19 protein-coding genes are annotated in these 25,682 nt (G+C 73.4%); 5 read left to right on the forward strand and 14 right to left on the reverse strand.

Annotated features, from left to right (window positions below; genetic code table 11):
- Positions 1 to 70 precede the first annotated feature (70 nt).
- Positions 71 to 748 carry a TetR/AcrR family transcriptional regulator C-terminal domain-containing protein gene (locus tag ABD832_RS12920; protein WP_344893256.1) on the forward strand — a complete coding sequence of 226 codons (678 nt, stop codon included), beginning with the start codon at positions 71 to 73 and terminating at the stop codon, positions 746 to 748.
- A 28-nt stretch (positions 749 to 776) separates the two neighbouring features.
- Here ABD832_RS12920 and ABD832_RS12925 read toward each other — a convergent pair whose 3' ends face one another.
- Positions 777 to 1,988 carry a cytochrome P450 gene (locus ABD832_RS12925; RefSeq protein WP_344893259.1) on the reverse strand — a complete coding sequence of 404 codons (1,212 nt, stop codon included), beginning with the start codon at positions 1,986 to 1,988 and terminating at the stop codon, positions 777 to 779.
- A gap of 120 nt (positions 1,989 to 2,108) precedes the next feature.
- Between ABD832_RS12925 and ABD832_RS12930 the strand changes: the two genes are divergently transcribed.
- Positions 2,109 to 2,747: a TetR/AcrR family transcriptional regulator gene (locus tag ABD832_RS12930; protein ID WP_344893262.1), complete on the forward strand. Its 639-nt coding sequence runs from the start codon at positions 2,109 to 2,111 to the stop codon at positions 2,745 to 2,747.
- A 213-nt stretch (positions 2,748 to 2,960) separates the two neighbouring features.
- Complete coding sequence (locus ABD832_RS12935; RefSeq protein ID WP_344893265.1) at positions 2,961 to 3,617, forward strand: TetR/AcrR family transcriptional regulator; 657 nt, start codon at positions 2,961 to 2,963, stop codon at positions 3,615 to 3,617.
- A 78-nt stretch (positions 3,618 to 3,695) separates the two neighbouring features.
- Here the strand turns inward: ABD832_RS12935 and ABD832_RS12940 are convergent, their stop codons facing one another.
- The 10 genes from ABD832_RS12940 to ABD832_RS12985 form a co-directional block, all read right to left on the reverse strand.
- Positions 3,696 to 5,351 (reverse strand): CocE/NonD family hydrolase, encoded by a 1,656-nt coding sequence (locus tag ABD832_RS12940; RefSeq protein ID WP_344893268.1) that lies wholly within the window; start codon positions 5,349 to 5,351, stop codon positions 3,696 to 3,698.
- 268 nt (positions 5,352 to 5,619) lie between these two features.
- On the reverse strand, positions 5,620 to 6,816 hold the full coding sequence (locus ABD832_RS12945) for a Glu/Leu/Phe/Val dehydrogenase dimerization domain-containing protein (RefSeq protein WP_344893271.1): 1,197 nt from the start codon (positions 6,814 to 6,816) through the stop codon (positions 5,620 to 5,622).
- Positions 6,809 to 8,530, reverse strand: coding sequence for a thiamine pyrophosphate-binding protein (locus ABD832_RS12950; RefSeq protein ID WP_344893275.1), 1,722 nt, complete (start codon positions 8,528 to 8,530; stop codon positions 6,809 to 6,811). The genes ABD832_RS12945 and ABD832_RS12950 overlap by 8 nt, the downstream gene beginning before the upstream one ends.
- On the reverse strand, positions 8,527 to 9,054 hold the full coding sequence (locus tag ABD832_RS12955; RefSeq protein ID WP_344893278.1) for an SET domain-containing protein-lysine N-methyltransferase: 528 nt from the start codon (positions 9,052 to 9,054) through the stop codon (positions 8,527 to 8,529). Before ABD832_RS12955 ends, ABD832_RS12950 begins: the two co-directional genes overlap by 4 nt.
- 80 nt (positions 9,055 to 9,134) lie before the next feature.
- A complete protein-coding gene (locus ABD832_RS12960) occupies positions 9,135 to 10,358 on the reverse strand; it encodes a beta-ketoacyl-[acyl-carrier-protein] synthase family protein (protein WP_344893281.1) in 1,224 nt (407 codons plus the stop codon).
- Positions 10,359 to 10,393: 35 nt separating this feature from the next.
- Positions 10,394 to 11,866, reverse strand: a complete 1,473-nt coding sequence (locus ABD832_RS12965; protein ID WP_344893283.1) for a class I adenylate-forming enzyme family protein — start codon at positions 11,864 to 11,866, stop codon at positions 10,394 to 10,396.
- A 184-nt stretch (positions 11,867 to 12,050) separates the two neighbouring features.
- Positions 12,051 to 12,347, reverse strand: coding sequence for a phosphopantetheine-binding protein (locus tag ABD832_RS12970; protein WP_344893285.1), 297 nt, complete (start codon positions 12,345 to 12,347; stop codon positions 12,051 to 12,053).
- Between the two features lie 49 nt (positions 12,348 to 12,396).
- A complete protein-coding gene (locus ABD832_RS12975) occupies positions 12,397 to 13,425 on the reverse strand; it encodes a 3-oxoacyl-ACP synthase III family protein (protein WP_344893287.1) in 1,029 nt (342 codons plus the stop codon).
- Positions 13,422 to 14,780, reverse strand: coding sequence for an amidase (locus tag ABD832_RS12980; protein ID WP_344893290.1), 1,359 nt, complete (start codon positions 14,778 to 14,780; stop codon positions 13,422 to 13,424). Before ABD832_RS12980 ends, ABD832_RS12975 begins: the two co-directional genes overlap by 4 nt.
- Positions 14,777 to 16,189 carry an MFS transporter gene (locus ABD832_RS12985; protein ID WP_344893293.1) on the reverse strand — a complete coding sequence of 471 codons (1,413 nt, stop codon included), beginning with the start codon at positions 16,187 to 16,189 and terminating at the stop codon, positions 14,777 to 14,779. The genes ABD832_RS12980 and ABD832_RS12985 overlap by 4 nt, the downstream gene beginning before the upstream one ends.
- 410 nt (positions 16,190 to 16,599) lie before the next feature.
- On the opposite strand from ABD832_RS12985, the gene ABD832_RS12990 reads away from it, so the two are divergent.
- Together ABD832_RS12990 and ABD832_RS12995 are read left to right on the forward strand one after the other, a co-directional pair.
- The gene (locus ABD832_RS12990) at positions 16,600 to 16,938 is read left to right on the forward strand and encodes a PadR family transcriptional regulator (protein WP_344893296.1); all 339 of its coding nucleotides are present in this window, start codon (positions 16,600 to 16,602) and stop codon (positions 16,936 to 16,938) included.
- On the forward strand, positions 16,935 to 17,900 hold the full coding sequence (locus ABD832_RS12995; protein WP_344893299.1) for an HAAS signaling domain-containing protein: 966 nt from the start codon (positions 16,935 to 16,937) through the stop codon (positions 17,898 to 17,900). Before ABD832_RS12990 ends, ABD832_RS12995 begins: the two co-directional genes overlap by 4 nt.
- Before the next feature lie 108 nt (positions 17,901 to 18,008).
- Here ABD832_RS12995 and panD read toward each other — a convergent pair whose 3' ends face one another.
- The 3 genes from panD to ABD832_RS13010 form a co-directional block, all read right to left on the reverse strand.
- The gene (gene panD, locus ABD832_RS13000; RefSeq protein ID WP_344893302.1) at positions 18,009 to 18,380 is read right to left on the reverse strand and encodes an aspartate 1-decarboxylase; all 372 of its coding nucleotides are present in this window, start codon (positions 18,378 to 18,380) and stop codon (positions 18,009 to 18,011) included.
- A 28-nt stretch (positions 18,381 to 18,408) separates the two neighbouring features.
- On the reverse strand, positions 18,409 to 18,621 hold the full coding sequence (locus tag ABD832_RS13005) for an MbtH family protein (protein WP_344893305.1): 213 nt from the start codon (positions 18,619 to 18,621) through the stop codon (positions 18,409 to 18,411).
- A 76-nt stretch (positions 18,622 to 18,697) separates the two neighbouring features.
- Positions 18,698 to 25,564: an amino acid adenylation domain-containing protein gene (locus ABD832_RS13010; RefSeq protein WP_344893308.1), complete on the reverse strand. Its 6,867-nt coding sequence runs from the start codon at positions 25,562 to 25,564 to the stop codon at positions 18,698 to 18,700.
- Between the last annotated feature and the right edge of the window lie 118 nt (positions 25,565 to 25,682).

Below are 25,682 nucleotides of genomic sequence, written 5' to 3' on the forward strand. Positions count from 1 at the left end.
TCACCTGAACTAAGTTCAACAGTGTTCTTGAACTTTGTTCAATTCAGCTCGGGTGCCCTATCGTGAGCGCATGCCGCGCGACACGCTGACCAAGGAACAGATCATCCGGACCGCGATCGAGCTCCTCGACGAGGAGGGCCTGGACGGCCTGAACATGCGTGCCCTGGGAAAGCGGCTCGGCGCCGCGGCGACGGCCGTCTACTGGCACGTCAAGAACAAGGACGACCTGCTCCTGCTCGCGGGCGACCGTGTCTGGGACGAGATCGGGCTGCCCGACCCCGGGGCGGCCGGCTGGCGCGCCGCGGCCACGACGATGGCGACCGGCCTGCACGCGATGCTCGGACGGCACCCGTGGCTCGTCCAGGCCTTCGGCTCCCACCTGTTCTACGGGCCGGGCAAGGCGCGTCACGACGACCACAGCCTGGCCGTCTACGAGGCGGCCGGCTTCACCGGCACGCAGGCCGACCGTGCCGCGGCCACCGTCTTCACCTTCGTCATGGGCGCCGTCCTCGGCGCGTCGGCCACGGTGTCCCTGAGGCGGCGGCTCGGCCGGAACGGCGCGGACGCCGAGGCGCTGATCCAGGACACCGTCGCCAGGGCGGGCGAGGTCGCCATGGGGTTCCCCCGGCTGCGCGCCCGCCTGGAGACGCCGCCCGCCCTGGACTACGCCGCCGCCCCCGACCGCACCTTCGAGTACGGCCTCGAAGCCCTCCTCGACGGCCTGGAGGCCCGGCTTCCCGGCGCGTGACGTCCGCGACGCCCCGGCCGGTGCCCGCTCACCAGCGGACCGGGACCGTGCGCAGGCCGCCGACGGCCAGGCCCTCCACGCGCTCCAGCTCCTGCGCGGGCACGTCCAGCTCCAGGGAGGGGAGCCTGCGCAGCAGCACCTCCAGCACGACCTGCAGCTCGGTACGGGCCAGGGCCTGACCCAGGCAGGAGTGGGCGCCGGTGCCGAAGGCCAGGTGCGGGTTCGGGCTGCGGCCGAGGTCCATCTCGTCGGCGGCGTCGAAGACGTCCTCGTCGCGGTTGGCCGCGGCCATGCTGCAGATCAGGGTGGTACCGCGGGGCAGGACCGTCCCGGCGGCCTCGATCTCCTCGGGCAGGTAGCGCGGCAGGCCGATGCCCGCGTTGGCGTCGAACCGCAGGGACTCCTCCACCGCCGTGCGCACCAGCGACGGGTCGGCCAGCAGCCGCTCCCACCGGCCGCGGTCGGCCAGCAGCATGCAGACCATCTTGCCGATCATGTTGGCGGTGGTCTCGTGCCCGGCGACCAGCAGCGCCATGCCGGTGACCAGGATCTGCATGTCCGACAGCCCGCCGTCCTCGGGGCCGCCGACCGCGATCAGCTCGCTCAGCAGGTCCTCGCCCGGCTCTGCGCGCTTGGCGGCGACGTGGCCGGCCATGTACTCGAAGAACTCGACCTGGGCGGCCTCGATCTCGGCCTGGCCGTAGCGGGTGAGGTTGAGCAGGGTGTCGGACCAGTAGGCGAACCGGTCCCGGTCGGCCGCGGGCACGCCGAGCATGTCGCAGATGACGTACACCGGCAGCGGGAAGCCCAGCCCGGCCCGCAGGTCACCGGACCGGCCCCGCGCGACCATGTCGTCGACGAGCCGGTCGGCGATCTCCGTCATCGCGGGCCGCAGGGCGGCCATCCGCTTGGCGGTGAACCATCTGCCGACCAGGCGCCGCCAGTGCAGGTGCTCCTCGCCCCCGTCGGGGATGATCTGCGCCATCTCGCTGCTGAAGACCCCGCCCCCGTCCGCCGACAGCCGGGCCGCGTCGGGTGCGTTGAGCTGGCGGGTGAGGCGCGGGTCGGCGAGCACCCGCTTGACGTCCTCGTGGCGGGTCAGCAACGTCGCCCGGTCGCCGCTGGGCAGCGTCACGGGGGCGACCGGGCACCGCCGGCGCAGCTCCGCCCACTCGGCGGGCGGCTCCAGGGCCGCGTCACCGAGGATCGGGTAGCTCAGGACCTGCTCGCTGGGGCTCATTCGGCGTCTCCTCGTGAACGGGCGGCGTGGATGTCGTCGCTTCCCTGGCTCGTCCTGCCGTCAGGTTAACCGACAGGTGTAGGAAAGCCTACACATGTAGTGAGAAGGTAGGGTGAGGGCGTGGCCACGACCAGGACGGGCGGCGCCCCCTCGGGTGACCGGCGGGTGCGCCGCACCCAGGCGGCCCTGGAACGCGCGCTCATCCGGCTGGTCGAGGAGCGGGACCTGTCCCGGATCAGCGTCGCGGACGTCGCCGAACGCGCCGGGGTGAGCCGCTCGACCTTCTACGACCACTACCGGGACGTCCACGAGCTGGCCGAGGCCGCCTGCACCGCGATGATCGACGACCTGATCGGGTCCCTGCCCGGCCCCGGTCCCGGCACGGTGGACGTGACGCGGGACGCGAGCCGGTCGCTGGAGGCGTTCTTCGCCAGCCTCGCCGAGCACTCCGGGCTCTACCGCGGACTGCTGGGACCGCGGGGCAGCGCGCGCGTCGCCGACCACATCCGCCGCCGCGTCACCGCGGGCGTCCACGACCGCGTGCGCCAGGCCCTCGCCGGTGGCGACCTTCCCGAGCGCGACGGGTCGTCGCCGGAGATCCCGCACGACGTCCCCGCCGCGTTCACCGCCGGGGCGCTCATCGGCGTGGTCGCCGACTGGCTCCAGCGCGGGTGCCCGCGGCCCCCGGCCGAGATGGCCGCCCTGACCATGCCCCTGCTGAGCGCGATCTACGGCGTCGACGGCGGCACGTCCCGCTGACCCGCGGGGACCCGTCGGACCGGCCGCGACGAGCCCGGACGGGCCGGGACGATGCCGGACGGGATAAGACGGGCCGGGACGGGCCGGAGCGAGCCGGGGCGAGCCCGGACGGGGTGCGCGCGGCATACCGATCCGGCCGGAGAGGTGGCCGGATCCCGGGGCCGGTGTCATCATCTTTACCAGTCGGTAACATCGGCGGTCGAGGAGTGTGTCATGCCCTACGGTGCGCGGGGGCCGCGTCGCCAGGACGCCCGGCGGAACCGGCTGGCGATCATCCAGGCCGCGGCGGACATGATGTGCGCCCCGGGGTCGCCCGGCCTGATGCCGGAGATCGCCCGGCGGGCGGGCGTCGGCCAGGCCACGCTGTACCGCCACTTCCCGGACCGCACCGCGCTCGCCGACGCGGTGATCGCGTCCGAGCTGTCACGGCTGGAGGACTGCGCCGGCGGCCCGGGACCGTGGCCGCCCTTCAGGGACCTGCTCAGAGAGGTGCTGTACGCGCAGGTCAGGATGCGCTCGCTGGTGACGCTCGCGTACCGCATGGACACCGGCACGCGGGAGCGGTACGAGCGCAGGATCGTCGTCGCGCTGACCGGGCCGCTGCGGCGCGCGCAGGAGCGCCGCGAGGTGCGCGGCGACCTGCGCGCCCACGACCTGGCGCTGCTGTTCGGCATGGTGGAGGGCGTCCTGCGGGGCGACGGGGACGTCGCCACGGCGCAGGCCGCCGCCCACCGGTCGATCGAGCTGATGCTGGACGGACTGTTCCTCGGCGACGCGCCCGCGTCCGGGACGGACGCCCGGGACGACGGCCGCGCGGCTCGCGATCCGGAGCCGGCCCTGCCACCGGCCACCGGGAGCGCGAGGGCGTGACACGTCGCCGGCACCGGCCCGTGACGGGCGCGGCGCCGGCGACGGGCCGGTGCGTCTACTTCAGACGGGCCCGTGCGTCTACTTCAGCGGGACGTCGAGGTAGGACCCGCCCTTGACGGTGACCGTGCCGCCCGGCGCGTTCTCGTCGTAGTACAGCGGGTCGACGGTGTCGACGGCCAGGGTCAGGGAGTGCCCCGCGGGAAGGTCGTAGGCGGTCGCGGGCAGGCGGACGTCGACGGCGCGGTCACCGCCCTCGGTGCCCAGCCAGCTCACCGGGGCGTGGGTGATGAGCTGGGCGTTGCCGAGCGCGTCGAGGTCGTACAGGTACGCCATGACGGTGCCGCGGGCCGCGGTGTCGCCCAGCTCCAGGTGCAGCGTCGGGATGCCGCGGATCCGCTGCGCCGTGGACGGCCGTTCCGACGCCCACACCCCGGCCCGGCCCCGGTCCACGGTGGGCAGCCAGATCTGCGGACGCCTGCCGGTGAACGCGGCGATGCCGTTGGAGATGAGCACCTGGCCGCCGTTCGCCGTGGTGTCGAGGTCGGTGGGAAGGCTCTTGCTCCAGCCGGCCTGCGGCTCCCCGCCGAGCAGGCCGGTGCGGTCCAGCCTGCGGATCTGCCCCAGCCCGTACCGGCGGGTCGCGGAGGTGAGCGCGGACCAGTCGGCGTACCCCTCGCGGGCGGCGTTGTGCGGCTTCACCAGGACCGGCGGCTCCCCGCCGATGCCCGTGTCGATGCCGGCCAGGTGCTGGTCGAACCAGCGGTACACGCCGGTCCAGACGTCGTTCTCCAGGCCCAGCACGCCGGTGAACTCGGCGATCGCGTGGTCACCGGGCCGCAGCTCCAGGCGCTTGGGGGTGGTCAGCCGCGCGTAGAAGTCCACGAGCTGGTTGGGCGGGAAGAACGAGTCGTTCCAGGCGTTCGCGATGAGCACCGCGGGCCGGTTGGCGTTGATGGCGTCGAGGTACGTCGCCGGGGAGCGGACGTTCGCCCACGCGACGATCTCGTCCAGGTCGCGGCCTGCGGCGAAGTCGCCGAGCCTCTCGGTCAGCTCCGGACCGGCGTTGCCCAGCAGGTCCGCGGAGAGCTGGAGCAGCCCGGACGACTGCCGGTGGCGGGTGGAGTCGCCGTAGAGGGAGTGGACCAGGTCGGTCCAGCCGCTCATCACGGCGACGGCCCGGATCCGCCGGTCGAAGGCCGAACCCAGCAGGCTGAGACCGGCGCCGTAGGAGATGCCGGCCGCGCCGATGCGGGCCGGGTCGGCCGCGGTCTGGGCGATCGTCCAGTCGACGACCCTGGACAGGTCGGCCATGTCCCGGGGACCGGCGGTGTCGATCTCCCCTCCGGAGGCCCACCACCCCCGGGGCGTGTACGAGACGACGACGTAGCCGCGTCCGGCCAGCGCCTTGGCCTGGGCCAGGTACTCCAGGTCGTTCAGTCCCCAGCTGGACGGGAGGATGACGGCCGGGTACCGCCCGGCGGCGGCCGGGGCGATGACGTTGGCCTTGAGGGTGACGCCGGCGCCGGGGACGTCGACGAACCGGAACCCGGTCGTGGCCACGGGCGCGCCGGCCCTGACCGTGGCGGGGGCCGCGAGGGAGGCCGTGGCGGGAGCGGCGAGGGGAGCCGCGGCCGGGGCGGCCTCGGCGGGCCCGGCGAGGACGGTGGTGGCCAGGGCCGTGACGGTCACGGCCGACAGCAGGTGGACGAGCAGGGTCGAGCGGCGTCGCGACATGCGCGCACTCCTTGGACGGGCTCGGGGCGGGGGGTGTGAGGCGTGCGTGACGACGGCTCGTCCGGGCTCCGGTCCCGGGCACGGCACCGGCCGCAGCGCTTCAGTGACGGCAGCGTATGGGCCGGCACCGAGAATGAGAAGGCGGTGCAATTCTCATTACCGGCGAGTAATCTGTACGGTTCCCACCCCGGTTCCCACCCCGGTTCCCACCCCGGTTCCCCGGCCCCGGCCCTTGCCGGGAGAAGGCGGGCCGGGGAACCGGGTCGGGTCAGCGGGAGCCCGCGGGGACGGGCCGGTTCCTCGGGCGTTCCCTCACGAGCGCCGCGTTGGCCTCGGCGCGGGCCGTCGCCCGCTCGCGCGGGGTCCTGGTGTCGCCGGGCGCGCCGCCGAGCGCGCCGGAGACCAGGTCCTCCATGACGGAGGAGACGTGCCCGAACGCCGACGGGGCGGTCGGTTCGATGTCCCCGAACAGGGTCCACCACCACCAGGCGTTGCCCGCGCAGTTCGCGACGAAGTCCGGGACGACCACCGTGCCCCTGGTGAAGAGCTCACGCTCGGCCTCGGGGGTTATCGAGATGTTGGCCCCCTCGACGACGTAGCGCGCCTTCACCAGGTGGTGGTTGCCCGCGTCGACGGCGTGCGGGACGGCGGCCGTCACCAGCACGTCGCACGGTGTCGAGAGCCAGTCGGAGGTGACCTCCTCGTCGTACGGTCCCAGCATGTCGCGGTCGACGCGCCCGTCCGGGGTGCGGTGCGCGAGCATGCGCTCCACGTCGAGCCCGGTGGGGTTGGCCACCACGCCCTGGGCGTCGGCGACCGCCACCACGCGCAGCCCGGCGGCCGACAGGTAGCGGGCGATGGCGCCGCCCATCGTCCCGAAGCCCTGGATCGCCGCCGTCGCCCGGTCCGCGGGGTCGCCGTGGTGCTCCAGCGTGGCGATCGTCGCCCTGGCGACCCCGTAGCCGCCGATGAGGTCGGCCAGGGAGATCCCGTCGACCCGGGTCGCGAAACCGGCCTCCAGCCGGGCGAGCCCGGCCGCGGCCCCGTCCGGCACGTGCGGCAGCGCCGCCTGCACGCTGGAGGCGATCCCCACCTCGGCGGCGGCCTCGTCCAGGGTCCGCTGCTGCACGCCGAGGTCCTCCCCCGTCGCCCAGCACGTCTGCACCAGGGGCTTCATCGCCTCCAGGTACCTGGTCAGGACGGCGCGCGCGTCCGGGTGGCGCGGGTCGAAGTCGATCCCGCCCTTGGCGCCGCCGTAGGGGACGTAACGGTCCGTGGGCCGGTAGACCAGCGTCTCCTTCAGGCTCATCGTCCTGGCGAGGTCCGCCACCTCGCCGAGCGTGCATCCGGGCCGCATGCGCAGGCCCCCGCTGGAGACGCCGCCCAGCAGGCGGTCGATCACCAGGTGGCCCACGGCGCCGGTCTCCCGGTCCGTCCAGGTCACCTGAAGATAGGGATCAGTCATGGTGACCCTCCGGGTCGAGAGAACGATCGGGCACCGTGATCAGGGTCGGCCCGTTGCGCCGCAGCGCCGCGGACAGCTCGGCCGACACCGCGTCGAGGGTCGGGGCCGACACGCCGTGGGCGCCGTAGGCCAGGGCCAGGGTGGTGAAGTCGGGGCTCGGCAGGTCCACGCCGAGAGGGGGGAAACCCATGCGCGACTGCTCTCTGCGCACCGACCCGTATCCGCCGTTGTCCACGACGACGACGGGAAGCGGTCTTCCCAGCATGACGGCGCCCGCCAGCTCGTTGACGGTGAACTGCAGGCCGCCGTCGCCGGTGAGCGCCACCACCGGCAGGTCGGGACGGCCCACCAGGACCCCTATCGCCGCCGGGAGCGCGAACCCGAGCGTTCCGAACCCGGTCGGATGCACGAAGGAGCGGGGATGGCGGACCCTGAACCCCCTGATGGCGCCGTAGTGGCACACCATCGCGCTGTCGGTGGTCAGGACGGTGCGCGGCGGCGTGGCCTCCCGGATCGCGTCGATCAGCCCGGTCCACCGCGCGCCCTGGCCGGCGTGCTCGGCCTCGATCCCGGCGCGGACCCCGGCGATCTCGCGACGGTACTCCTCCCGCGTCCCGGCCCGGTCCGGTCCGGGACCGAGGGCGGCCAGCAGGTCGTGCAGCACGCTGCCCGCGTCACCGATCAGCGCGCAGGTCGCGACGGCGTTGCGATGGCCCTGTTCCGGGTCGATGTCCACCCGCACCACGTCGCCGGGCAGCTCCAGCGGGCCCGACCAGGTGTCGGTGTCGGCCAGCTCGGTGCCGACCGCGAGCACGACGTCCGCGCGGCGCAGGAACGCGCGCGCGGACTCCAGGTGGAGAACGGCGCCGAGCGCGTTGCGGTGGTACTCGTCGATCACTCCCTTTCCGTTCGCGGTCGTCACGACCGGGGCGCCGAGTTCCTCGGACAGGCGCGTCACCAGGGCGGACGCGCCGGCCGCGCCCCCGCCCGCGACGATCACCGGGCGGCGCGCCGTCGCGAGCAGCCGGGCCGCGGGCCCGACCTCGACGGCCGCGGGGACGTCGTCGTCCCCCGCCCGCGCGACAGGCGGCCCACCGGCGGAGGACCCCGCCGGGGAGGAGGACCAGGACGTCTCCGTCGCCAGGACGTCGGCCGGGATCTCGATGTGGACGGGACGCGGGCGCCGGCGGGAGAACTCGCCGAACGCCCGGTCCAGGAGTTCGGCCGTCCTCTCCGCGCCGGTGGCGCGCTCGCTCCAGGCGCAGATGGCGTTCATCGCGCCGGACTGGTCCTTGACCTCGTGGAGCAGCCCGTCGCCCGGCCGCTGTCCCAGCGGGGGACCGGCCGAGAGGAACAGCACGGGGACGGAGTCGGAGTACGCCTGCCCGGCCGCGGCCGCCGCGTTGAGCAGGCCGGGGCCGGAGGTGGTCAGCACGACACCGGGCCGCCCGGTGGTCCTGGCGTACCCGTAGGCCGCGTACCCCGCGCCCTGTTCGTGGCGCGTGGTGACCTGCCTGATGCCGCTCCCCCCGAGGTGCCGGAAGATCTCGAGGTTGTCGATGCCCGGGATGCCGAACACGGTGTCCACACCGTGCCCGGTCAGTCCCTCGATCAGGCGGCGACCTCCGGTGCCGGACGCGGTGGCGTCCGGTACGCCGGTCCGGCCCGGGCTCCCGATCGGGGCGCCGGGCCGCGTGTCGTGATGGATCGTCATGGAAGCGGCTCGGCCTTTTCGGCCGCCAGGCCCTCGAACGCGAGGGCCTGGCCGTTCTCCCGCGCCGTCATCAGCATGACGATGTGGTTGTTGAGCCGGTACCGGTGCGACGTCTCGGGGTCGAGGAAGGCGGCGCCCTTGATCTCGCCCACGCACTCCTCCCAGCCGCACCTGCAGTCGAACGGCATGGACATCTCCCACTCCGTGGAGGGGTAGAAGAAGGTGATCTCGTCGTCGGGCAGGATGCGGCGGATGCTGATGACGCTGCCCGCGGTGGTGTCGACGAAGGTGTTCGGCCGGCAGGAGTGGTTCAGGAAGCGGATGTCCGATCCGATGACGTGCAGATCCTGGTTGACCTGGATCGTGTACTTGGAGGCGGTCGAGGGGACGCAGTCGTGCAGGGTCATGACCTCGCTGCCGGCCTCGATGACCGTGCCGGCCACCAGGCCGGTCCCCGAGGTGCAGTCCGTCTTGATCCGGTAGCGGTTCTCGGCCGCGATCTGCTCGTCGTGTACGTTGCTCATGGCCGTGGGTACCTTTCGTTTCTTCTGTGCCGGTCGTGCGCGGCGGATGCCGCCGGGGGAGATGTACGGGCGGGACCCGCTCAGCCGTCGAACGACGTGACCACCAGTACGGCGTTGTGACCGCCGAACCCGAACGAGTTGCTCATGGCGGTGTTGACCTTGTGCCGTTCGGGGCCCTGGGAGACGAAGTTCAGCGCCGGGTCCTCGGGGTGCGTGCAGTTCGTGGTCGGTGGCACGATTCCGGTGCGCAGGGTCTCGACGGTCGCGATCAGGTCGATCGCGCTGGCCGCGCCCATCATGTGCCCGAGGGCGGACTTCACCGAGCTGATGGGGATCTTCGTGACGTGCTCCCCGAGCACCCCCCGCAGGGCCGTGATCTCGGCTCGGTCCCCGGTCGGTGTCCCCGTGGCGTGCGCGTTGACGTAGTCGACGGCGCCGGCGTCCATGCCCGCGTTCGACAGCGCCAGCCGCATCGCCTGCTGCAGCCCCCGGCCGTCCGGCTCCGGGGTGGTCAGGTGGTAGGCGTCGGTGGTCGCGCCGTACCCGACCATCTCCGCCAGGATCTCGGCGTCCCGGCGCAGCGCGTGCTCGGCCTCCTCCAGGACCACCACTCCTGCTCCGGCGCTCATCACGAACCCGTCGCGGTTCAGGTCGAAGGGCCGGCTCGCCTCGGCGGGGCTGTCGTTGCGCTTGGACAGCACCCCCGTCCTGGCGGTCGAGACCATCTCCAGCCGGGTCAGGCAGTCGTCCGAGGCACCCGCGATCATCACGTCCGCCGCGTCCATCATGATCATGCGCGCGGCCTCGCCGATGCAGGTGGCCCCGGTCGCGCAGGCGGTGCTCATCGCGCCGGAGGGGCCCTGCGCGCTGAAGCGGATCGCCACCTCCACCGCCGCGGAGTTGATCCCGCCGCTGACGGCGAAGTACGGGGTGACACCGCGGGGACCGTCCGCGTTCAGCGTCTCGACCGCGGCGGTGAGCGTCTTCTCCGCCCCGTACCCCGACCCGATGAGCACGCCCATCCGGTCGGCCCGGGACGCCGGGAAGGGCAGGTCCGCCGAGGTCATCGCCTGGACCGACGCGGCGAGCGCGTACTGGGCGAACGGGTCGAGGCGCCGGGTCGCCCGCTTGGGCATGAAGTCGAGGGGGTCGAAGTCGCGCACCTCCCCGGCGATGGTCACCGGGAGGCCGGTGGTGTCGAACCCCGATATCTCGCCGACCCCGCTCTGCCCGGACACCAGTGCCTTCCACATGGTCGGCACGTCCGAGCCGACGGGGGTGACCGCGCCGTAGCCGGTGACCACGACCCGTCGTCCCGATCCTCGTGATGAGGCGACTCTCACAGCCGGGCCCCGCTCCGGGCGAGGTCGCCCACGGTCACCGGGTGCTCGTTCTGCAGGCGCAGCTGCTTGACGTCGACCTTCCCGTTCCGGTTCAGCGGGAGGTCGGAGACGACCACCACCTGGTTGGGATGCTCGAACGAGGGCAGCATCGAGCAGAACGTCCGCTTCCACTCCTGGGGGTCGCCGCCGTCGGGGTCCACCACGACGAACACCAGGCGGCTGCCCCACCGCTCGTCGTCGACCGGGACGACGACCACCTGGCGCCCGCAGGCACCGGCCTTCGCCGCCAGGGCCTCGGGGTAGATGAGGTGACCCATCCGGTGGACGGCCTGGGAGCGGCCGATCACGTACAGGTCGCCGGTGTCGGAGAGGTACCCCAGGTCACCGGTGCGGTACCACTCGCCGGTCTGCTCCTGGATCCTCCCGTCGGGGTCGAGGTAGCCGACCATGACGTCCGGGGACCTCACCCAGATCTCGCCGAACCCGTCGTCCGCCGTGCCCGCGGCGTCGAGATCGATGCCGCCGGGCCCGCCGGGCCCGCCGAGGACGCCGGTGCCGCCGGTGTTCTGCGGGCCCGTCTCACCGGCCACCCTGACCTCGATCCCGTCGAGGGTCCTGCCGCACCCCGACGGGTTGTCGGGGGTGGCGAAGGAGACGTTGCCGAGTTCGGTGCTGCCGTACCCGTCCAGCAGCGGGGCGCCCATGACGGAGGCGAACCGCCGCGACAGCGACCCGTCCAGCGGGGCCCCGCCGGTGCACCACAGGCGGACGTCGCGCAGGCACTCCAGCAGCCGCGGGTTGCGCTCGGCCAGGTTGAGCAGGCTTCGGTACGTCGCCGGCGTGGCGTCGACGACGGTGGCGCCGTGGGCCGCGGCGGCCGCGAGCGACAGGTCGATCCTGCGGTACGGGGTGACCAGCAGCGAGGCGCCGGCGAGGTGCGCCAGGAAGACCAGGGAGAGGCCGTACTGGTGGGAGAAGGGCAGCAGGGGCAGGAGCACGTCGTCGTCGCGGTAGCCCATGTGCGCCAGGGTCCGCTCCAGGTTCGTCAGGAACGCCCCTCCCGACTTCACGATGGCCTTGGGCTCCTTCGTCGACCCGGTCGACCAGGCGATGAGGGCGTCGGTGCGGCGGCGCCACCGCGACAGGTCCGGTCCGGTTCCCGTCCCGGCGTCCGGGGAGGGCGGCACGGGGTCCGTCAGGTCCTCGATGAGCAGGAAGCGGGGCGCGCCGGCCGGATCCTCCTCGTCCGGGCCGTCGGCGATCACCCAGCGGACGTCGCACTGGTCGATCACCCTGCGCGTCTCGGCACCGGTCAGTCGGTGGTCCAGGAGCACGATGGAGGCGTCACAGTGCGCGAGGGCCAGCAATGTGTGCACGTACCCGGCGGAGTTGTCGGCCTTGAGCACCACGCGGTCGCCCGGCGCGAGTCCGTGGCGTTCCAGTTCCCGCGCGACCCCGAGGGAGTTCACCTCCGTATCGGACAAAAGTGATAATTCTATGTTTTTCACAGCTTTAGTGGACAAGCCAATCACTCCCTCTGGGGTCGTTCATCGCCGTGCCGGCCGCTCGGCAGGCTCCGCGCACGCGCGGGCCTCCCGGCCCTGGCGGTGGTCCGGGCGGCGTGATCGGGGCTCGCCGGGGCGAGCGGTTCGCCTACGGCTCTCCGGCACGGGCCGCGGCCCGCTCGGCGGTCTCGCGGATGGTGCGCACGGAGTGGAGGTTCCTGATGGTCAGCTCGTCGTCCGGGAGGGTGATGGCGTACCGCTTCTCCAGCCAGGCGGCGACGTGCAGCACGCCGAGGCTGTCCATCGCGCCGCGCGCCAGCAGGTCCTCCTCCGCGTCGACGTCCTCGTCGTCGTCGTCGAGGAAGTGCTCGGCGACGAACCGGGCGATCTCCTCCTCGGAGACCACGGGGACCTCCGTCGTCGAGGTTCGGTGCTCGGGGGGCATTTTCGTTCCTCTCAGGGGGGCGTGAGCGGCCGTCGGCCGGTTCACCGCGTCAGACTTCGATGAGCGTGCAGAACCAGTGCATGCCCGGGACCGCCAGACCCGCGAGGGCCACCAGATCGCCCGGCACCAGCTCCCCGGCCTCCAGGTGGTGCCGGAGGGAGACCAGCTGGTCGGCCGCTCCCATGTGGCCGTACCTGCGGGCCAGCTCGGCGTTGGTGCGCTCGAGCGGGAGGCCGACGGCATCGGCGGCCTCCCGGATCGCCTGCCGGTTGTCGTTGAGGAAGATCAGCCGGGCGAGCTCGCCCCGGTCCCTCCCGGCGCGCGTGAAGGCCAGGTCGACCACGTCCGCGAGCCGCCCGTTGATCTCGTCCACGAAGGCCTTGAACTGCTTGGGCTCCCGGCCGAAGTGCCGGTAGACCCCGGCCATCGGGTCGACCTTCAGGTTGTGCTCGCCCTCCGGGGGCTCGGGAACGGCCGAGCCGCCGTACTCCAGCCGGAACAGGTCGGCGAACTCGGGGTTGGTGTAGTGCGCGGAGGCGAGCCTGCGCAGGCGCGGGTGGCCGCGCCGCAGGACGACCGCGGCGGCGCCGTCACTGGCGACGCTGGCGCCGAAGGCCATCCGGTTGCTGTGCTGCTCGCTGACCACGTTGACCATGACCACCAGCACGGTGCCGACCTCGGGGGAGAGCGCCATCGCGCCGGCCGCGTGGTCGAAGGCCAGTGACCAGGCGGCGCAGGCCTGGGTGATGAGCACGGTGGGCGTGCCGTACGACCCCAGCGCCCTGGCCACCGCCGCCGAGGAGTCCCAGCCCAGGTACTCCGGGATGTCGGAGTTGCCGACGACGATCAGGTCCACGTCGTCGATGCCCACCTCGGCCCGGTCCAGCGCGTCGCGGGCCGCCTCGGCCGCCAGCTCGATCGAGGTGCGGCCGTCGGCCAGCCGGTGGTAGGTGTCGAAGCCCAGGCTGAGGACGAACGTGGGGTCGCTCACGTACCGGGCCGCCGTCTCGGCCACTCCGAGCTGTTCGCCGAACGCCGTTCCGGTCGCGACGATGCCCATCTCCACGGGGACGCTCATGCGTTGTCCTTCCTGTTCCCTACGGTGACCGTTTCCTGCGGCGACAGAGCCCTCTCCAGCTCCGGCGCCCAGCCCAGCAGGCGCTCGTCGTCGCCGTCGCGGGCGACGAACTGGAGGCCCAGGGGCAGGGCGCCCGGGGGGCGGGGGGCGGGGATCGTGAGGCAGGGCAGGCCGGCGCCGCTCCACGGAAGGGACATCACCGAGTCGCCGGCGCTCTCCAGCCCCGCGGGCGCGGGGCCGGTGGCGGAGGGGGCGATCCACAGGTCGACGCCGTGCCGGTCGGTCTCGGCCGCCAGGCGGTCGCGGAAGGCGTCCCGCCGCTCCATCGCCGCGGCGTGGTCGGACTCCGCGATGCTCCGGCCCTGGTGGACGACCTCCGCGGTCCGCTCGTCGTACGACGTCCCGAAGCGGTCGAACCACCCGGCATGCGAGCGGGCCACCTCGTAGAGGTTGATGATGACCAGGTCGAATGCCTCCTGCTCGAAGTGCTCGAACATGGGCACCCGCACGACCCGGTGACCGGCCGCGCGCAGCAGGGCCACGTGCTCCTCGAAGGCGGCGAGCGCCTCCGGTTCGGCGAAGCCCAGGTAGGGGCCGTCGGGAACGCCGAGCACCGGCGCGCCGGACCCGGCCCGCTCGGGCCGCCAGTCGTCGCACAGGCACGCGGCGGCCAGGGCGGCGCCCGCGACCCCCGCGGTGACGACCCCGAGGGTGTCGAACGTCGGGGAGACGGGGAGCACGCCGTCGGTGGGGATGCGCCCGTGGCTCGGCTTGAAGCCGACCACCCCGCAGTAGGCCGCGGGGCGGATCAGGGACCCGATGGTCTGGGTGCCGACGGCGAGCGGCACCATGCCCGCGGCGACGGCCGCGGCCGATCCGCTGCTGGTTCCGCCCGGGGTGTGGCCGGGCCGGTGCGGGTTGCGGGTGGGGCCGGGCGCGGTGACGGCGAACTCGCCCGTCACGGTCTTCCCGGCGACGAGGGCACCGGCCGCGACGAGCCGGTCCACGACGACGGCCTGCTCACCGCGCAGGACCTCCGGTGGCAGCGCCGAACCGGCCCGGGTGTCGAGCCCGTCGGCGTGCACGATGTCCTTGATCCCGACCGGGACGCCGAACAGCGGGGGTCGCCCGCCGTCCGGCTCGGCGCCGGACGCGATCAGCGCCTCGGCGGCCCGGTGCAACCGTCCGGCCCGGCCGGTCTCGGGCACGAACGCCTGGACGACGCCGTCCAGGTGGTCGATACGCTCGCAGGTCGCGGCCGCGTACTCCCGCGGGTCGATCGCGCCGGTCCGCAGGTCCTCGGACACGCGCGTCAGGTCGATGGGCCGGACCAGGCTCTCCATGGTCTCCCTCATGAGAGCCGTCCGCTCGGCTCGCGGTCGTCGTGGCGTTCCGGCGAGCTCTCCGCGCTCGTCGCGCTTCCTGCGCTCGCCGTGTTCCCTGTGCTCGTCGTGCTCGTCGTGCTCGTCGTGCTCGTCGTGCGCGTGGCGCTCGTCGCGTTCGCCGCGTTCTCTGTGCTCGCCGCGCTCGTGGCGCTCTCCCGTGGGCCGGGGGCCGGTGGGTCGAGCTCCCGCACCTCGCTCAGCGGGACGTCGAGGATGTCCAGGCGGCGCCTGTAGGTCCACAGCGCGAGCGCGAGGACGGCCATGACGGCGGTCAGGATCAGGACGGCCCCGGGCACCCCGATCGCGTCGGCGGCGAAGCCCGCTCCCAGCGGGCCGGACCACTGCACGGCCTGGACGCAGAACCGGTTCGTCGCGGCGACCCTGCCCAGGTAGGCGTCGGGGACGAGACGGACCTGGTAGGACTCGGTGACGACGTTCAGCGGCACCATGCTGATCATCCCGATCATCGTGACCACGCCGATCTGCCACGGCTGGGGCGTCCAGACCGTGATGGCGAAGGTCGCCGTGACGACCCAGGCGGACAGGGTGAGGACCCGTCGCGCGCCGAGCCTGCGGATCATCCAGGGGCCGGCGACGGCTCCGATGACGCCGCCGACCAGCGCGAGCGACGTCGCGGTGCCGACCGCAGCGGGCCCGCCGCCGCGGTGGTGCACGAGCGCGATGAAGAGCAGGGTGAAGCCCTCCGTCACGACGTTGAGCAGGGCTCCCCAGATGATCGTGAACATGAGGTAGTCGCTGCGCCGGATCATGCGCAGGCCGTCGGTGATGTCCGCGAGCATGCCGGGCGGTCTGCCCGCGTCGGTGTCCCGGTCGGGACCGAGCGGCCGGCGGATCAGCAGGGCGCCGACCGTGACGAACAGGAAGGACAGGGCGTCGAAGAGGAACGGGGCCCAGCGGGCGAGCGAGAACAGCAGCCCGCCCAGGGGCGCGCCCACGAGGTGGGCGATCATGTCGCGTCCCATGCCCTGGGCCGTCGCGGTGGAGACCTGCTCCTTGGGGACGATGCGGCGCAGCGCCGGCATGGAGACCGAGGTGCGCAGCCCGGCCGCGAACCCGCTGATCAGCGCCAGCGCGTCGAGCGCCAGGATCGAGGGGGCCCCGCGGTGGACCAGCAGGGCCACCAGGCCAAGCGCCACCCCCTGGACCAGGGGCGCCACCGTCATGACCAGGCGGCGCGACACCCGGTCGGCCAGCGCGCCGCCGACCGCGAGGGTGACGAGCGTGCCGATCATCTGGGCGGCGGTGATGCTGCCGGCCTGGGCCAGCGATCCGGTGGTGTGCAGGACGAGCAGGGGGAAGGCGATGGTCGACACGGCGGTGCCCAGGGTGGACATCCCGTTCCCCGTCCACCAGGCCATGTAGTCCCGGTTACGCCACAGCGACCCGGGTTGCTCCGCTCGCTCCGCAACGACCCGTGGCTCCTCCGGGTGCGACCGCTCCACCATTCGCCCCCTGTCCGCTCATCGCCGTTCGGGCCGGGCTCCTGCCGCGAACCCCTTATGGATGCTCGGTGATGCCTCACCGGATCGAACAGGCAGCACACCGGCAAAACACCTGGACAAAGCACCGGCAACCACGTGCGGGAAGTTGCCGCCCTGCGGGTTCGGCGCGGATCCGGCCGGCGCCGCCCGCCGCGCTCCGGCGCCGCCGCCGGCATATCGCCTGGCCGGAGTGTTCCCGGGGCTCCGGACGGGCTCGCGGAGCGCCGCGGAACCGGTCCGATTCGGGGGCAAGACATTAGTGTGCGCCGTACTGTATAGTGCTGTACGTGGTATCAGACGAGGTAATATTCAGCCAGGTTCAGGAACTGCGGCGAGGCACGGTCGTCCTGGCCTGTCTCGCCCTTCTGGACGAGCCACAGTACGGCTACGCGCTCCTGGAGACCCTGAAGGACGCGGAGGTCGCCGTCGACGGCAACACCCTCTATCCCCTGCTGCGGCGGTTGGAAAAGCAAGGTCTGCTGAACAGCGAGTGGAGGACGAGCGACGCCCGGCCACGCAAGTACTACCGGGTCAATCCGGAGGGTGCGCGGGTGCGCGCCAGCCTGATCCAGGAGTGGCAGACGCTGGTCGACTCGATCTCACAACTGACCAAGGAGGATTGTTGAGCACGAACGCAGCGTTGAGCTCGAACACCCTGACCGAGCGCTACGTGCAGGAGGTCATCCGACGAGTCCCCGCCGACCAACGTGACGAGATCGCCGACGAGCTGCGCACCACGATCGCCGACACCATCGAGGCGCGCGCGGCGGCCGACCCGCTCTCGACGGAGCGCGAGGTGCTCAGCGAGATGGGCGACCCGAGCCGGCTCGCCGCCCGCTACGCCGACCGGCCGCTGTCGTTGATCGGTCCTGCGCTCTACCCCGCCTACCGGCGGCTGATGAGGGTCCTGCTGACCGCCGTGCTGCCGGTGGTCGTCGTCGTCCTGGTGGTGCTCGACATCGTGGACGGCAAGGACCTCGGGGCGGTGCTGCAGACCGCCGTCGGCATGACCGTCGCGCTCGGCGCCCAGCTGGTCGCGTGGCCCACCGTGGTGTTCGCCCTGGTGGAGCGCTCCCGCTACCGCGCCTCGGTGACCGCGCGGGGCGACGGCTGGACCCCCGACCACCTGCCCGAGGTCCCCCAGCGCGACAGGAAGGGCGGCGCGGGCGCCCTGGCCGCGGTGGTGGGCAACGCCCTCCTGCTCGGCCTGATCGTCTGGCAGCACACCGCCAGGCCCTACGTGACCGACGGCGGCGAGCGGATGGAGATCCTGGACCCGGCGCTGTGGTCGGGCTGGATCTGGCCCGTCCTGGCCGGGCTCGGCGCCCTGGTCGTGCTCAACCTGATCCGGGTCGCGGCCGGCAGGTGGACCACCACGACGGCCACCTGGTACGCCGCCGCCCAGGCGGTGTTCGCGCTGCCCGCGGCGTGGATCCTCTACAACCACATGATCTTCAACCAGGAGTTCCTGACCGACTTCAACAAGGGCTGGACGACGCCGGAGGCGTTCTACACCGCCATGTCGGCGGGCGTGCTCCTCGTCGCCGCGAGCGCGGTGGTCACGCGCTTCCGCCAGGCCCGCGCGTGAGAGCACCCTCCGGCCCCGCCGGAGGGTGACCCCGCCGGAAGGCGGCCGGAACGTACGAGAGCGGCGGCCGGGATCGGACCCGGCCGCCGCTCTCGTTCACCGCCCCGGTCAGGTCGCCAGGTCCGAGCCCAGCTTCACGATCCGGTTCCGCTCGTCGACGAAGACGACCCGAGGCTCCAGCTCGCGGGCCTCCTGGTCGCTGACCGTCATGTACCCGATGATGATGACGAGGTCGCCCGGAGCCACCAGGCGCGCGGCCGCACCGTTGATGCAGATCATCCCCGATCCGCGTTCGCCCTCGATGACGTAGGTCTCCAGCCGCGAACCGTTGTTGATGTCCACGATGTGCACCTGCTCGCCCACCAGCAGGTCCGCCGCCTCCATCAGGTCGGGGTCGATCGTGACCGAGCCGATGTAGTGCAGGTTCGCCTCGGTGACCGTGGCGCGGTGAATCTTCGACTTGAGCATGATCCGCTGCATGTGAATGCCCCTTCAGGACGAGAGAGAGTTACGCCTTGCCCATCGCGTCGACAAGGCTCGCGGGACGCATGTCCGTCCAGTTCGCCTCGATGTAGTCGAGGCAGGCGCGCCGGCCGGAGTCGGCCATGACGACGTTCCAGCCGGCCGGCACCTCGGCGAACGCGGGCCACAGACAGTGCTGGCCCTCGTCGTTGACCAGCACGTGAAAGCTGCCGTTGTCGTTGTCAAAGGGGTTGGTCATGGGTCGTCCTTCTCCATTTCGGGGGCGGCACGTTCGCCGCCCGCACGTCACGCGGTGTTCGATCCAGCGGTTCGGGTCAGGCGAGCGCCTCGGCGAGGGCCCGCGCGGTGCGGTGGCGGAAGACGGTCTCGACGTCGACGGGCCGCTCCAGTTCCTGCTCCATCCGGCCGGCCAGCCGCAGCGCGGTCGTCGAGTCGCAGCCGAGGTCGAACACGTCGTCGTCGGCGCTGACGACGTCGCGTCCCAGCACCTCGGCGATCAGCTCGCACAGCAGCCGCTGCCCGGGGGCGACGGGAGGCGACGGCACCCGCGGCGAGAACCGGGACACCGGGTCCGCCGTCGCCGCGGGCAGTTCCACGAGCAGCGCCCGCAACCGGTCGGCCATCTGCCCGGCGGTCTCGGCGTCGAGGAACTCGGAGCGGTACCCGATGTCCAGGACGAGCCTGCTGCCGGGCACCACCATCACCTTCAGCGGGTAGTGGTAGGCGTCGCGGCCGGTGACGTCCACGAGCCGCAGCTCGTCCTCGGGCGGGCCCGACGGGGAGCCGGGGGGCGGGGGCGGCACGCTCCGGGCGTCCGGGAAGTTCTCGAAGACCAGGCAGGTGTCGAACAGCGGGCCCAGCCTCATCGCCCGCTGGACGTCGCTCAGGGCGAGGTGGTGGTACGGCAGGAGCTCGGCCTGCTCGGCCTGCAGACGCTCCAGCAGCGCCCCCACCGGCTCGTCCGGGTCCAGGCGCACCCGTACCGGCACGGTGTTGATGAAGATCCCCACCATGTCCTCGACCCCGGGCAGGTCGGCCCCCCTGCCCGAGACCGTGGCGCCGAAGGTGACGTCCCGCGCCTGTGTCCTCCGGTGCAGGCACAGCGCCCACGCCACCTGGACGAGGGTGTTGAGCGTGACGCCGTGACGGCGCGACGCCTCGGCCAGCGCGGAGGTCTCCGCCTCGGAGAGCTCGACGACGATGCGCTCGGGCAGCTCGCGGACCCGCGCGATGTCCGCCTCCGGGCAGAGCAGCGTGGGCTCCTTGAGGCCGTCCAGCGCGGCCGTCCAGGCGGCGCGCGCCTCGTCGCGGTCCTGCGCGGCCAGCCAGCGCAGGTAGTCCGGGTAGCGGGGCGGTTCCGGAAGGCAGCTGTCGTCACCGCCGTGCTCGTACAGCGCCAACAGGTCGCGCAGCACGATCGAGGTGGTCCAGCCGTCCACGAGCAGGTGGTGCATGCTCAGCACGAGCCTGCGCCGGTTCGGGGCCAGCGTGACGTGCGTGCAGCGCATCAGCGGCGGCTCGGCCACGACGAAGCGCTCCCTGCGGTCCGCCTCCAGCAGCGCGTCCAGCCGTTCCGACAGCGCGCGCGGGCCCAGGCCGCTCAGGTCGTGCGACGACCAGGGCATCCGCGTCCGCTCGGGGACGACCTGCACGGGCTCCCCGGACGGCAGCCGCAGGAAACCGGCGCGCAGCATCGGGTGGCGCCGCAGCAGGGCGTCGCACGCCTCCCGGAACCGCTCGACGTCGAGCGCGCCCTCCACCTCTATGGAGATCTGCACGTTGTAGACGTCGAGGTCCTGGCTGTTGTACCGGGCGTGGAAGAACAGTCCCTCCTGCACCGGCGTCATCGGCAGCACCTCGCTGAGCGGCATGCCGATCCGCGACCCGAGCCGGGCCGGGTCCCTGTCGGGGTCCGCCGCCCGCGCCACGAGGGCCGGTTCCGGCACCCGCCCGGCCGGCGCGACGCTCGTCGCGTGCGCTATCAGCGCGCACAGCGCCGAGAACCACAGCCGGGCAAGCTCCTTGACGTCCTCCTCCGGCAGGAGCAGGCGGGCCCACAACCAGTGGGTGACCAGCTTCGGGCCGGACGGGCCGTCGTCGACCGTCGCGTTCAGCTCGACGACGTGCGGCAGCGGCATCCGGGGGTCGGCGCCGACGGGCAGCGCGTCCGACTCGGGCGCCACGCTCCAGTCCGACGAGCCGGGGTTCCCGCCCTGCCTGCCCAGGTAGTTGAACCCGATCTGCGGGGCCGGGTAGGACGACAGCTCGGCGGCCGTGCCGGGGTTCAGGTGGCGCAGCAGGCCGAAACCGACACCGCGCCGGGGGATCTCGCCGAGCTGGTCGCGGACCCGGCGCACGGCGTCGCCGAGGCGCGGGTCCGCGGGGTCGCCGTCCGGGTCCCAGCCGGGCAGGCCCGCGTCGACCCGCACCGGGTACAGCGAGGTGAGCCAGCCGACGATGCCCGACGGGTCGACGCCGTCCGTGATCTCCTCGCGGCCGTGCCCCTCCACGTCGACCAGCACGCCCGTGCCGTCACCGAGCCCCCGGGCCCGCCGCCACGCGGCGACGGCGAGCGCCAGACCGGCGAGCAGGACCTCGTCGGTACGGGTGCCCAGGGCCGCGGGAACGGTGGTGAGCAGCGGCGCGGTCAGTTGCCCGGGGAGCGTGAGGCTGAGCTCGCCGGCCGTCTCGTAGAGGTCGCGCGCCGGGGACGGCGCGGTGCCGGTGAGCGCCGTGTCGCCCGGCGCCAGGACGCGGCGCCAGTACGGGAGCTCGTCCAGCACGGCGGGCGTCGTCGCCGCGGCCCGCAGCCCGCGGCTCCAGTCCCGCAGCGACAGCGGCACCGGATCCAGCCGCGGTTCGGCGCCCTCGGTCACGCTCTGCCAGGCCGCGTACAGGTCGGGCAGCAGGATGTGCCAGGAGACCGCGTCCACGGCCAGGTGGTGGACGGTGACCAGCAGCCGTCCCTGCCGGCCCTCGCCGGCGTCGAACCAGGTCAGGCGGAGCATCGCGCCGTCCCGGGGGGCGAGCGCCGCGGCGTCGCGGCGGGCGTGCTCGGCGATCCGTTCCCGTAGCGCGTCACGGCTCAGCCCGTGGACGTCGACCCGGCGCACCCGGTCACCCGGCTCGCCGGATCCGGCCGGCCGCACGGTGAGGGACCCGTCCGCCTCCAGGCGCGTGCGCAGTGCCTCGTGCCGCCGCATGACCGCGCCGAGCGCGACGGCCAGCCGGTCGGTACCGAGCCCGGACGGCACGCGCAGGAGCGTCGACTGGTGGAAGGCGTCGATGGTGCCGCCGCGTTCCCGCAGCCAGTGCATGATCGGCGTGGCCGGGATCGTCTCCGCCGCCGGCTCGCCGGTGCCCGCTCCGGCCGGCCCGTCCGCCCGCGCCGCCGGTGTGGTGGTGGTGCGGTCGCGCAGGAAGGTGGCCAGGGCGGTGGCGGTGCGGTGGGTGAAGACGTGTTTGGGGGTGAGGCGCAGTCCGGCCTTGGCGGCGCGGGCGGCGAGCTGGATGGCGGTGATGGAGTCGCCGCCGAGGGTGAAGAAGTCGGCGTCGGGGCGGGCCCGCTCCAGGCCGAGGACCTGCGCGAACAGCGAGGCCAGCGTCTCGGCCACGTCGGGTACGGGCTCGTGCCGCTCCGCGGAACCGTTCGCCGCCGGGGTGGCGGTGGTGGTGGTGCGGTCGCGCAGGAAGGTGGCCAGGGCGGTGGCGGTGCGGTGGGTGAAGACGTGTTTGGGGGTGAGGCGCAGTCCGGCCTTGGCGGCGCGGGCGGCGAGCTGGATGGCGGTGATGGAGTCGCCGCCGAGGGTGAAGAAGTCGGCGTCGGGGCGGGCCCGCTCCAGGCCGAGGACCTGCGCGAACAGCGAGGCCAGCGTCTCGGCCACATCGGGCGCGGGCTCGTGCCGCGTTGCGGAGCCGTTCGCGGGCTCACGCCGCTCTGCGGAGCCGTTCACCCGCGCCGCCGCCGGGGGCGTCGCCACCGGCTCCGGTATCGGCTCCGGCCTCGGGTCCGGCGTCGTCTCGGGCTCCGGTTCCGGGTCCACCGCCGCGTCGGGCAGCCGCAGTGACGCCCGGTCGAGCTTCCCGTTCGGGGTCAGCGGAAGGGCGGGAAGGGCGACGAACGCGGAGGGGACCATGTGGGCGGGCAGCCGCGCCGCGATCCTGCCGGCCAGCGAGTCGGTCGCGGTGTCCCCGGCCCCGTCGCGGCCGTCGCGGACGTCCTGGTCGTTCTGGCCGTCGGCGAGGACGACGTACGCCACCAGCCGCTGGACCCCCCGCCGGTCCTCCTGCACCACCGTCGCGACCTGCGCGACGGCCGGGTCCGCCGCGACCACGGCCTCGATCTCGCCCAGCTCGATCCGGAAGCCGCGCAGCTTGACCTGGTCGTCGACGCGGCCGCCGTAGACCATGACGCCGTCGGGCCGCCACCAGGCGATGTCCCCGGTGCGGTACATCCGCGCGCCGGGCGCGCCGAACGGGTCGGCGACGAAGCGGATCGCCGACAGGCCGGGCCGGTTGACGTAGCCGCGCGCGAGCACGTCCCCGCCGATGTACAGCTCCCCGGCGACGCCCGGGGGGACCGGCCGCAGGAAGCCGTCCAGGATGTAGACGCAGGCGTCGGGCACGGGCCGGCCGATCGGCACCGCGCCCCGGGGCAGCGGGTCGCCGGGTTCGAGGCGGTACTCCATGCAGCCCACGGTCGCCTCGGTGGGACCGTACTCGTTCACGATCGTCACCCCAGGGTGACGGCCGCGCCACTCGGCCAGCGCCTCGCCGAGCAGCTGCTCACCGCCCAGCACCAGCTCGCCGGTCGGCGAGCACCGCTCGGGGGACGCGTTCAGCACCGGCAGGTGGCTGGGGGTGGCCTTGAGGAAGGCCGGGGCGGTGCCCGTGGCCTCGTCGGAGTGCTCGTAGTCGTTCAGGTCGACGACCCGCGCCAGGCCGCCCGACGTCAGCGGGCCGAACATGCTGGTCACGGTGAGGTCGAACGACGGAGCCGAGTGCACCAGCGCCTCCCGGGCCAGGCCGGGGTAGGCGGCGCGGGCGAAGGCGAGGTAGCTGTCGACCGAGCGGTGCTCCACCGCGACGCCCTTGGGACGGCCGGTCGATCCCGAGGTGTACAGGACGTAGGCGATGTCGGCGGGGCGAACCGGCCCGCCGCGCTCGGCGTCGTCCAGCCCGCCCGCGGGCAGCCGGGCCAGCTCGGCCCGTACCGCGTCGTCGTCGATCGGGATCACCGGGCGGTCGCCGGGGAACGCCGCGCCGGCGGCACCGGCGCGGATCACCACGGCGGGGGCGGCGTCCTGGAGCATGAACGCGACGCGCTCGGCCGGATAGTCGGGATCGACCGGCAGGTACCCGGCCCCGGCCTTCATGACGGCGAGCATCGCCACGAGCAGGTCCGCGCGGCGCGGCATCGCCAGGGCGACCAGGTCACCGGGCCGCACGCCGCGCGCCAGCAGCAGGCGGGCCAGCCGGTTGGCCGCCTCGTCGAGCTCCCGGTAGCCGAGCGAGCATTCCGTGTCGGCCACCGCCGGGGCGTCCGGCGTCCTGCGCGCCTGGGCCTCGAACCGCTCGACCACCGTCATCGGCCCGTGCCCGGACGCGGGACGGTCCGGCCTGCGGCTCCAGGAGGTCAGGATCCGGTCCCGGTCCTCGGCCGTCATGAGCGGGATCCGCGCCACCGGGGTCTGCGGCGCCTCGGCGAAGAGGTCGAGCAGCGACCGCAGCCGGGAGGCGACCAGCTCGACGCGCTCGCCGTCGAACACGTCGGTGCGGTGGTTGATCTCCAGCCGCAGCCGGGGCCCGGGAACGGCGACGACGCTCAGCGGGTAGTGCGTGGAGCCCGAGATCCGCTGCTGCCCGTTCGCCTCGCTCTCGTCCTCCAGCACCTTCACCAGCAGGCCGGGCGTGCCCTGCTGCACGGACTCCCAGTCGAAGGGCGCGTTGCCGAAACCGGTGGAGGTGTCGTAGAGCGTGCCGAGCCCGGCCAGGCGCTGCACCTCGGCCAGCCCCAGGTACTGGTGCGGCTCCAGCGCCGACTGCTCGTCCTGGATGCGGGCGAACAGCGCGGCCATCGACTCGCCGGGGGAGATCCGCACCCGGACGGGGACCGCGTTCATCAGCAGGCCCACGATGGAGTCGGCTCCGGGCAGGGTCGGCGGGCGGCCGTGCACGGTCTGGCCGAAGACCACGTCGTCGCGACCGGTCAGCAGCGACAGCAGCAGCGCCCAGGTGCCCTGCACCACCGTGTTGAGGGTCAGGCCGTGCCTGCGGGCGGTCGCCGTCAGCGCCTCGGTCGTGTGCTCGGACAGCGTCACCGTGGTCAGGCCGGGCATGGTCCCGGCGCCCGCGGGCAGCGCGCCGGGGGCGACGAGCGTCGGCTCGTCCAGGCCGTCCAGGGCGTCGCGCCACGCCCGCTCCGCGGCCGGGCGGTCCTGCCGGGCGAGCCAGCGCAGGAAGGTGTCGAAGGGGGTGACCGGGCCGAGCCCGGCGTCCGCGTCGTCGGCGCCGTCACCGGTGGTGTCGCCGTCCGTGCCCGTCGCGGCCTCGCGGCCGTACAGGGCGAACAGGTCGCGCAGCACCAGCGGCAGCGACCAGCCGTCCAGCAGGATGTGGTGGTACGTCAGGACGAAGGCGTGCCGTCCGCCGGGCAGGCGGATCAGGGCGAACCGCATCAGCGGCGGCGCCGTCATGTCGAAGCGGCGCCGCCGCTCCTCCTCGACGAAGGTCAGCAGCCGTTCCCGGACCATCGCGTCGGGCAGCGACGACAGGTCCATCCACGTCCACGGCGTCTCCACCGCGCGCCGGATCACCTGTACCGCCTGGCCGTTCCTGCGCTGGCGGAAACCGGCCCGCAGGGCGGGATAGCGGGCGAGCACGCCGGAGCAGGCCGCGCGCAGCCGTTCCGCCGAGACGTCCTCGCCCAGTTCGAAGGCGGTCTGGATGTTGTAGACGTCCACCGACTCGGAGTCGTACAGGGCGTGGAAGAGCATGCCTTCTTGCAGCGGCGTGAGAGGAAGCGCAGACTCGATCGGCGACTCTGTCGTTGTTTTCACGTGAGGACTTCCCTGGAAGCGGTCGGCGGCGCGGAAGACGGCCGGCTGCACGCCGGCCGGACGGGTGGGAGACGCGGGCCGGGCGGGAGGGTCACCCCCGGCCGGCGCCGGACGTCCCCACACCGCCGGGACGCCGATCGGGCGGCCGGTCGGCGGCCTCCCCGCCCGGCACCGGGCCTTCCCGTGGGCCGGAGCGTCAGTACGTGACCGGGGTCCGGCGGCTGATCAGGTCGGACATGGC

Source organism: Streptosporangium longisporum (genome assembly GCF_039534895.1).
Taxonomy (GTDB): domain Bacteria; phylum Actinomycetota; class Actinomycetes; order Streptosporangiales; family Streptosporangiaceae; genus Streptosporangium; species Streptosporangium longisporum.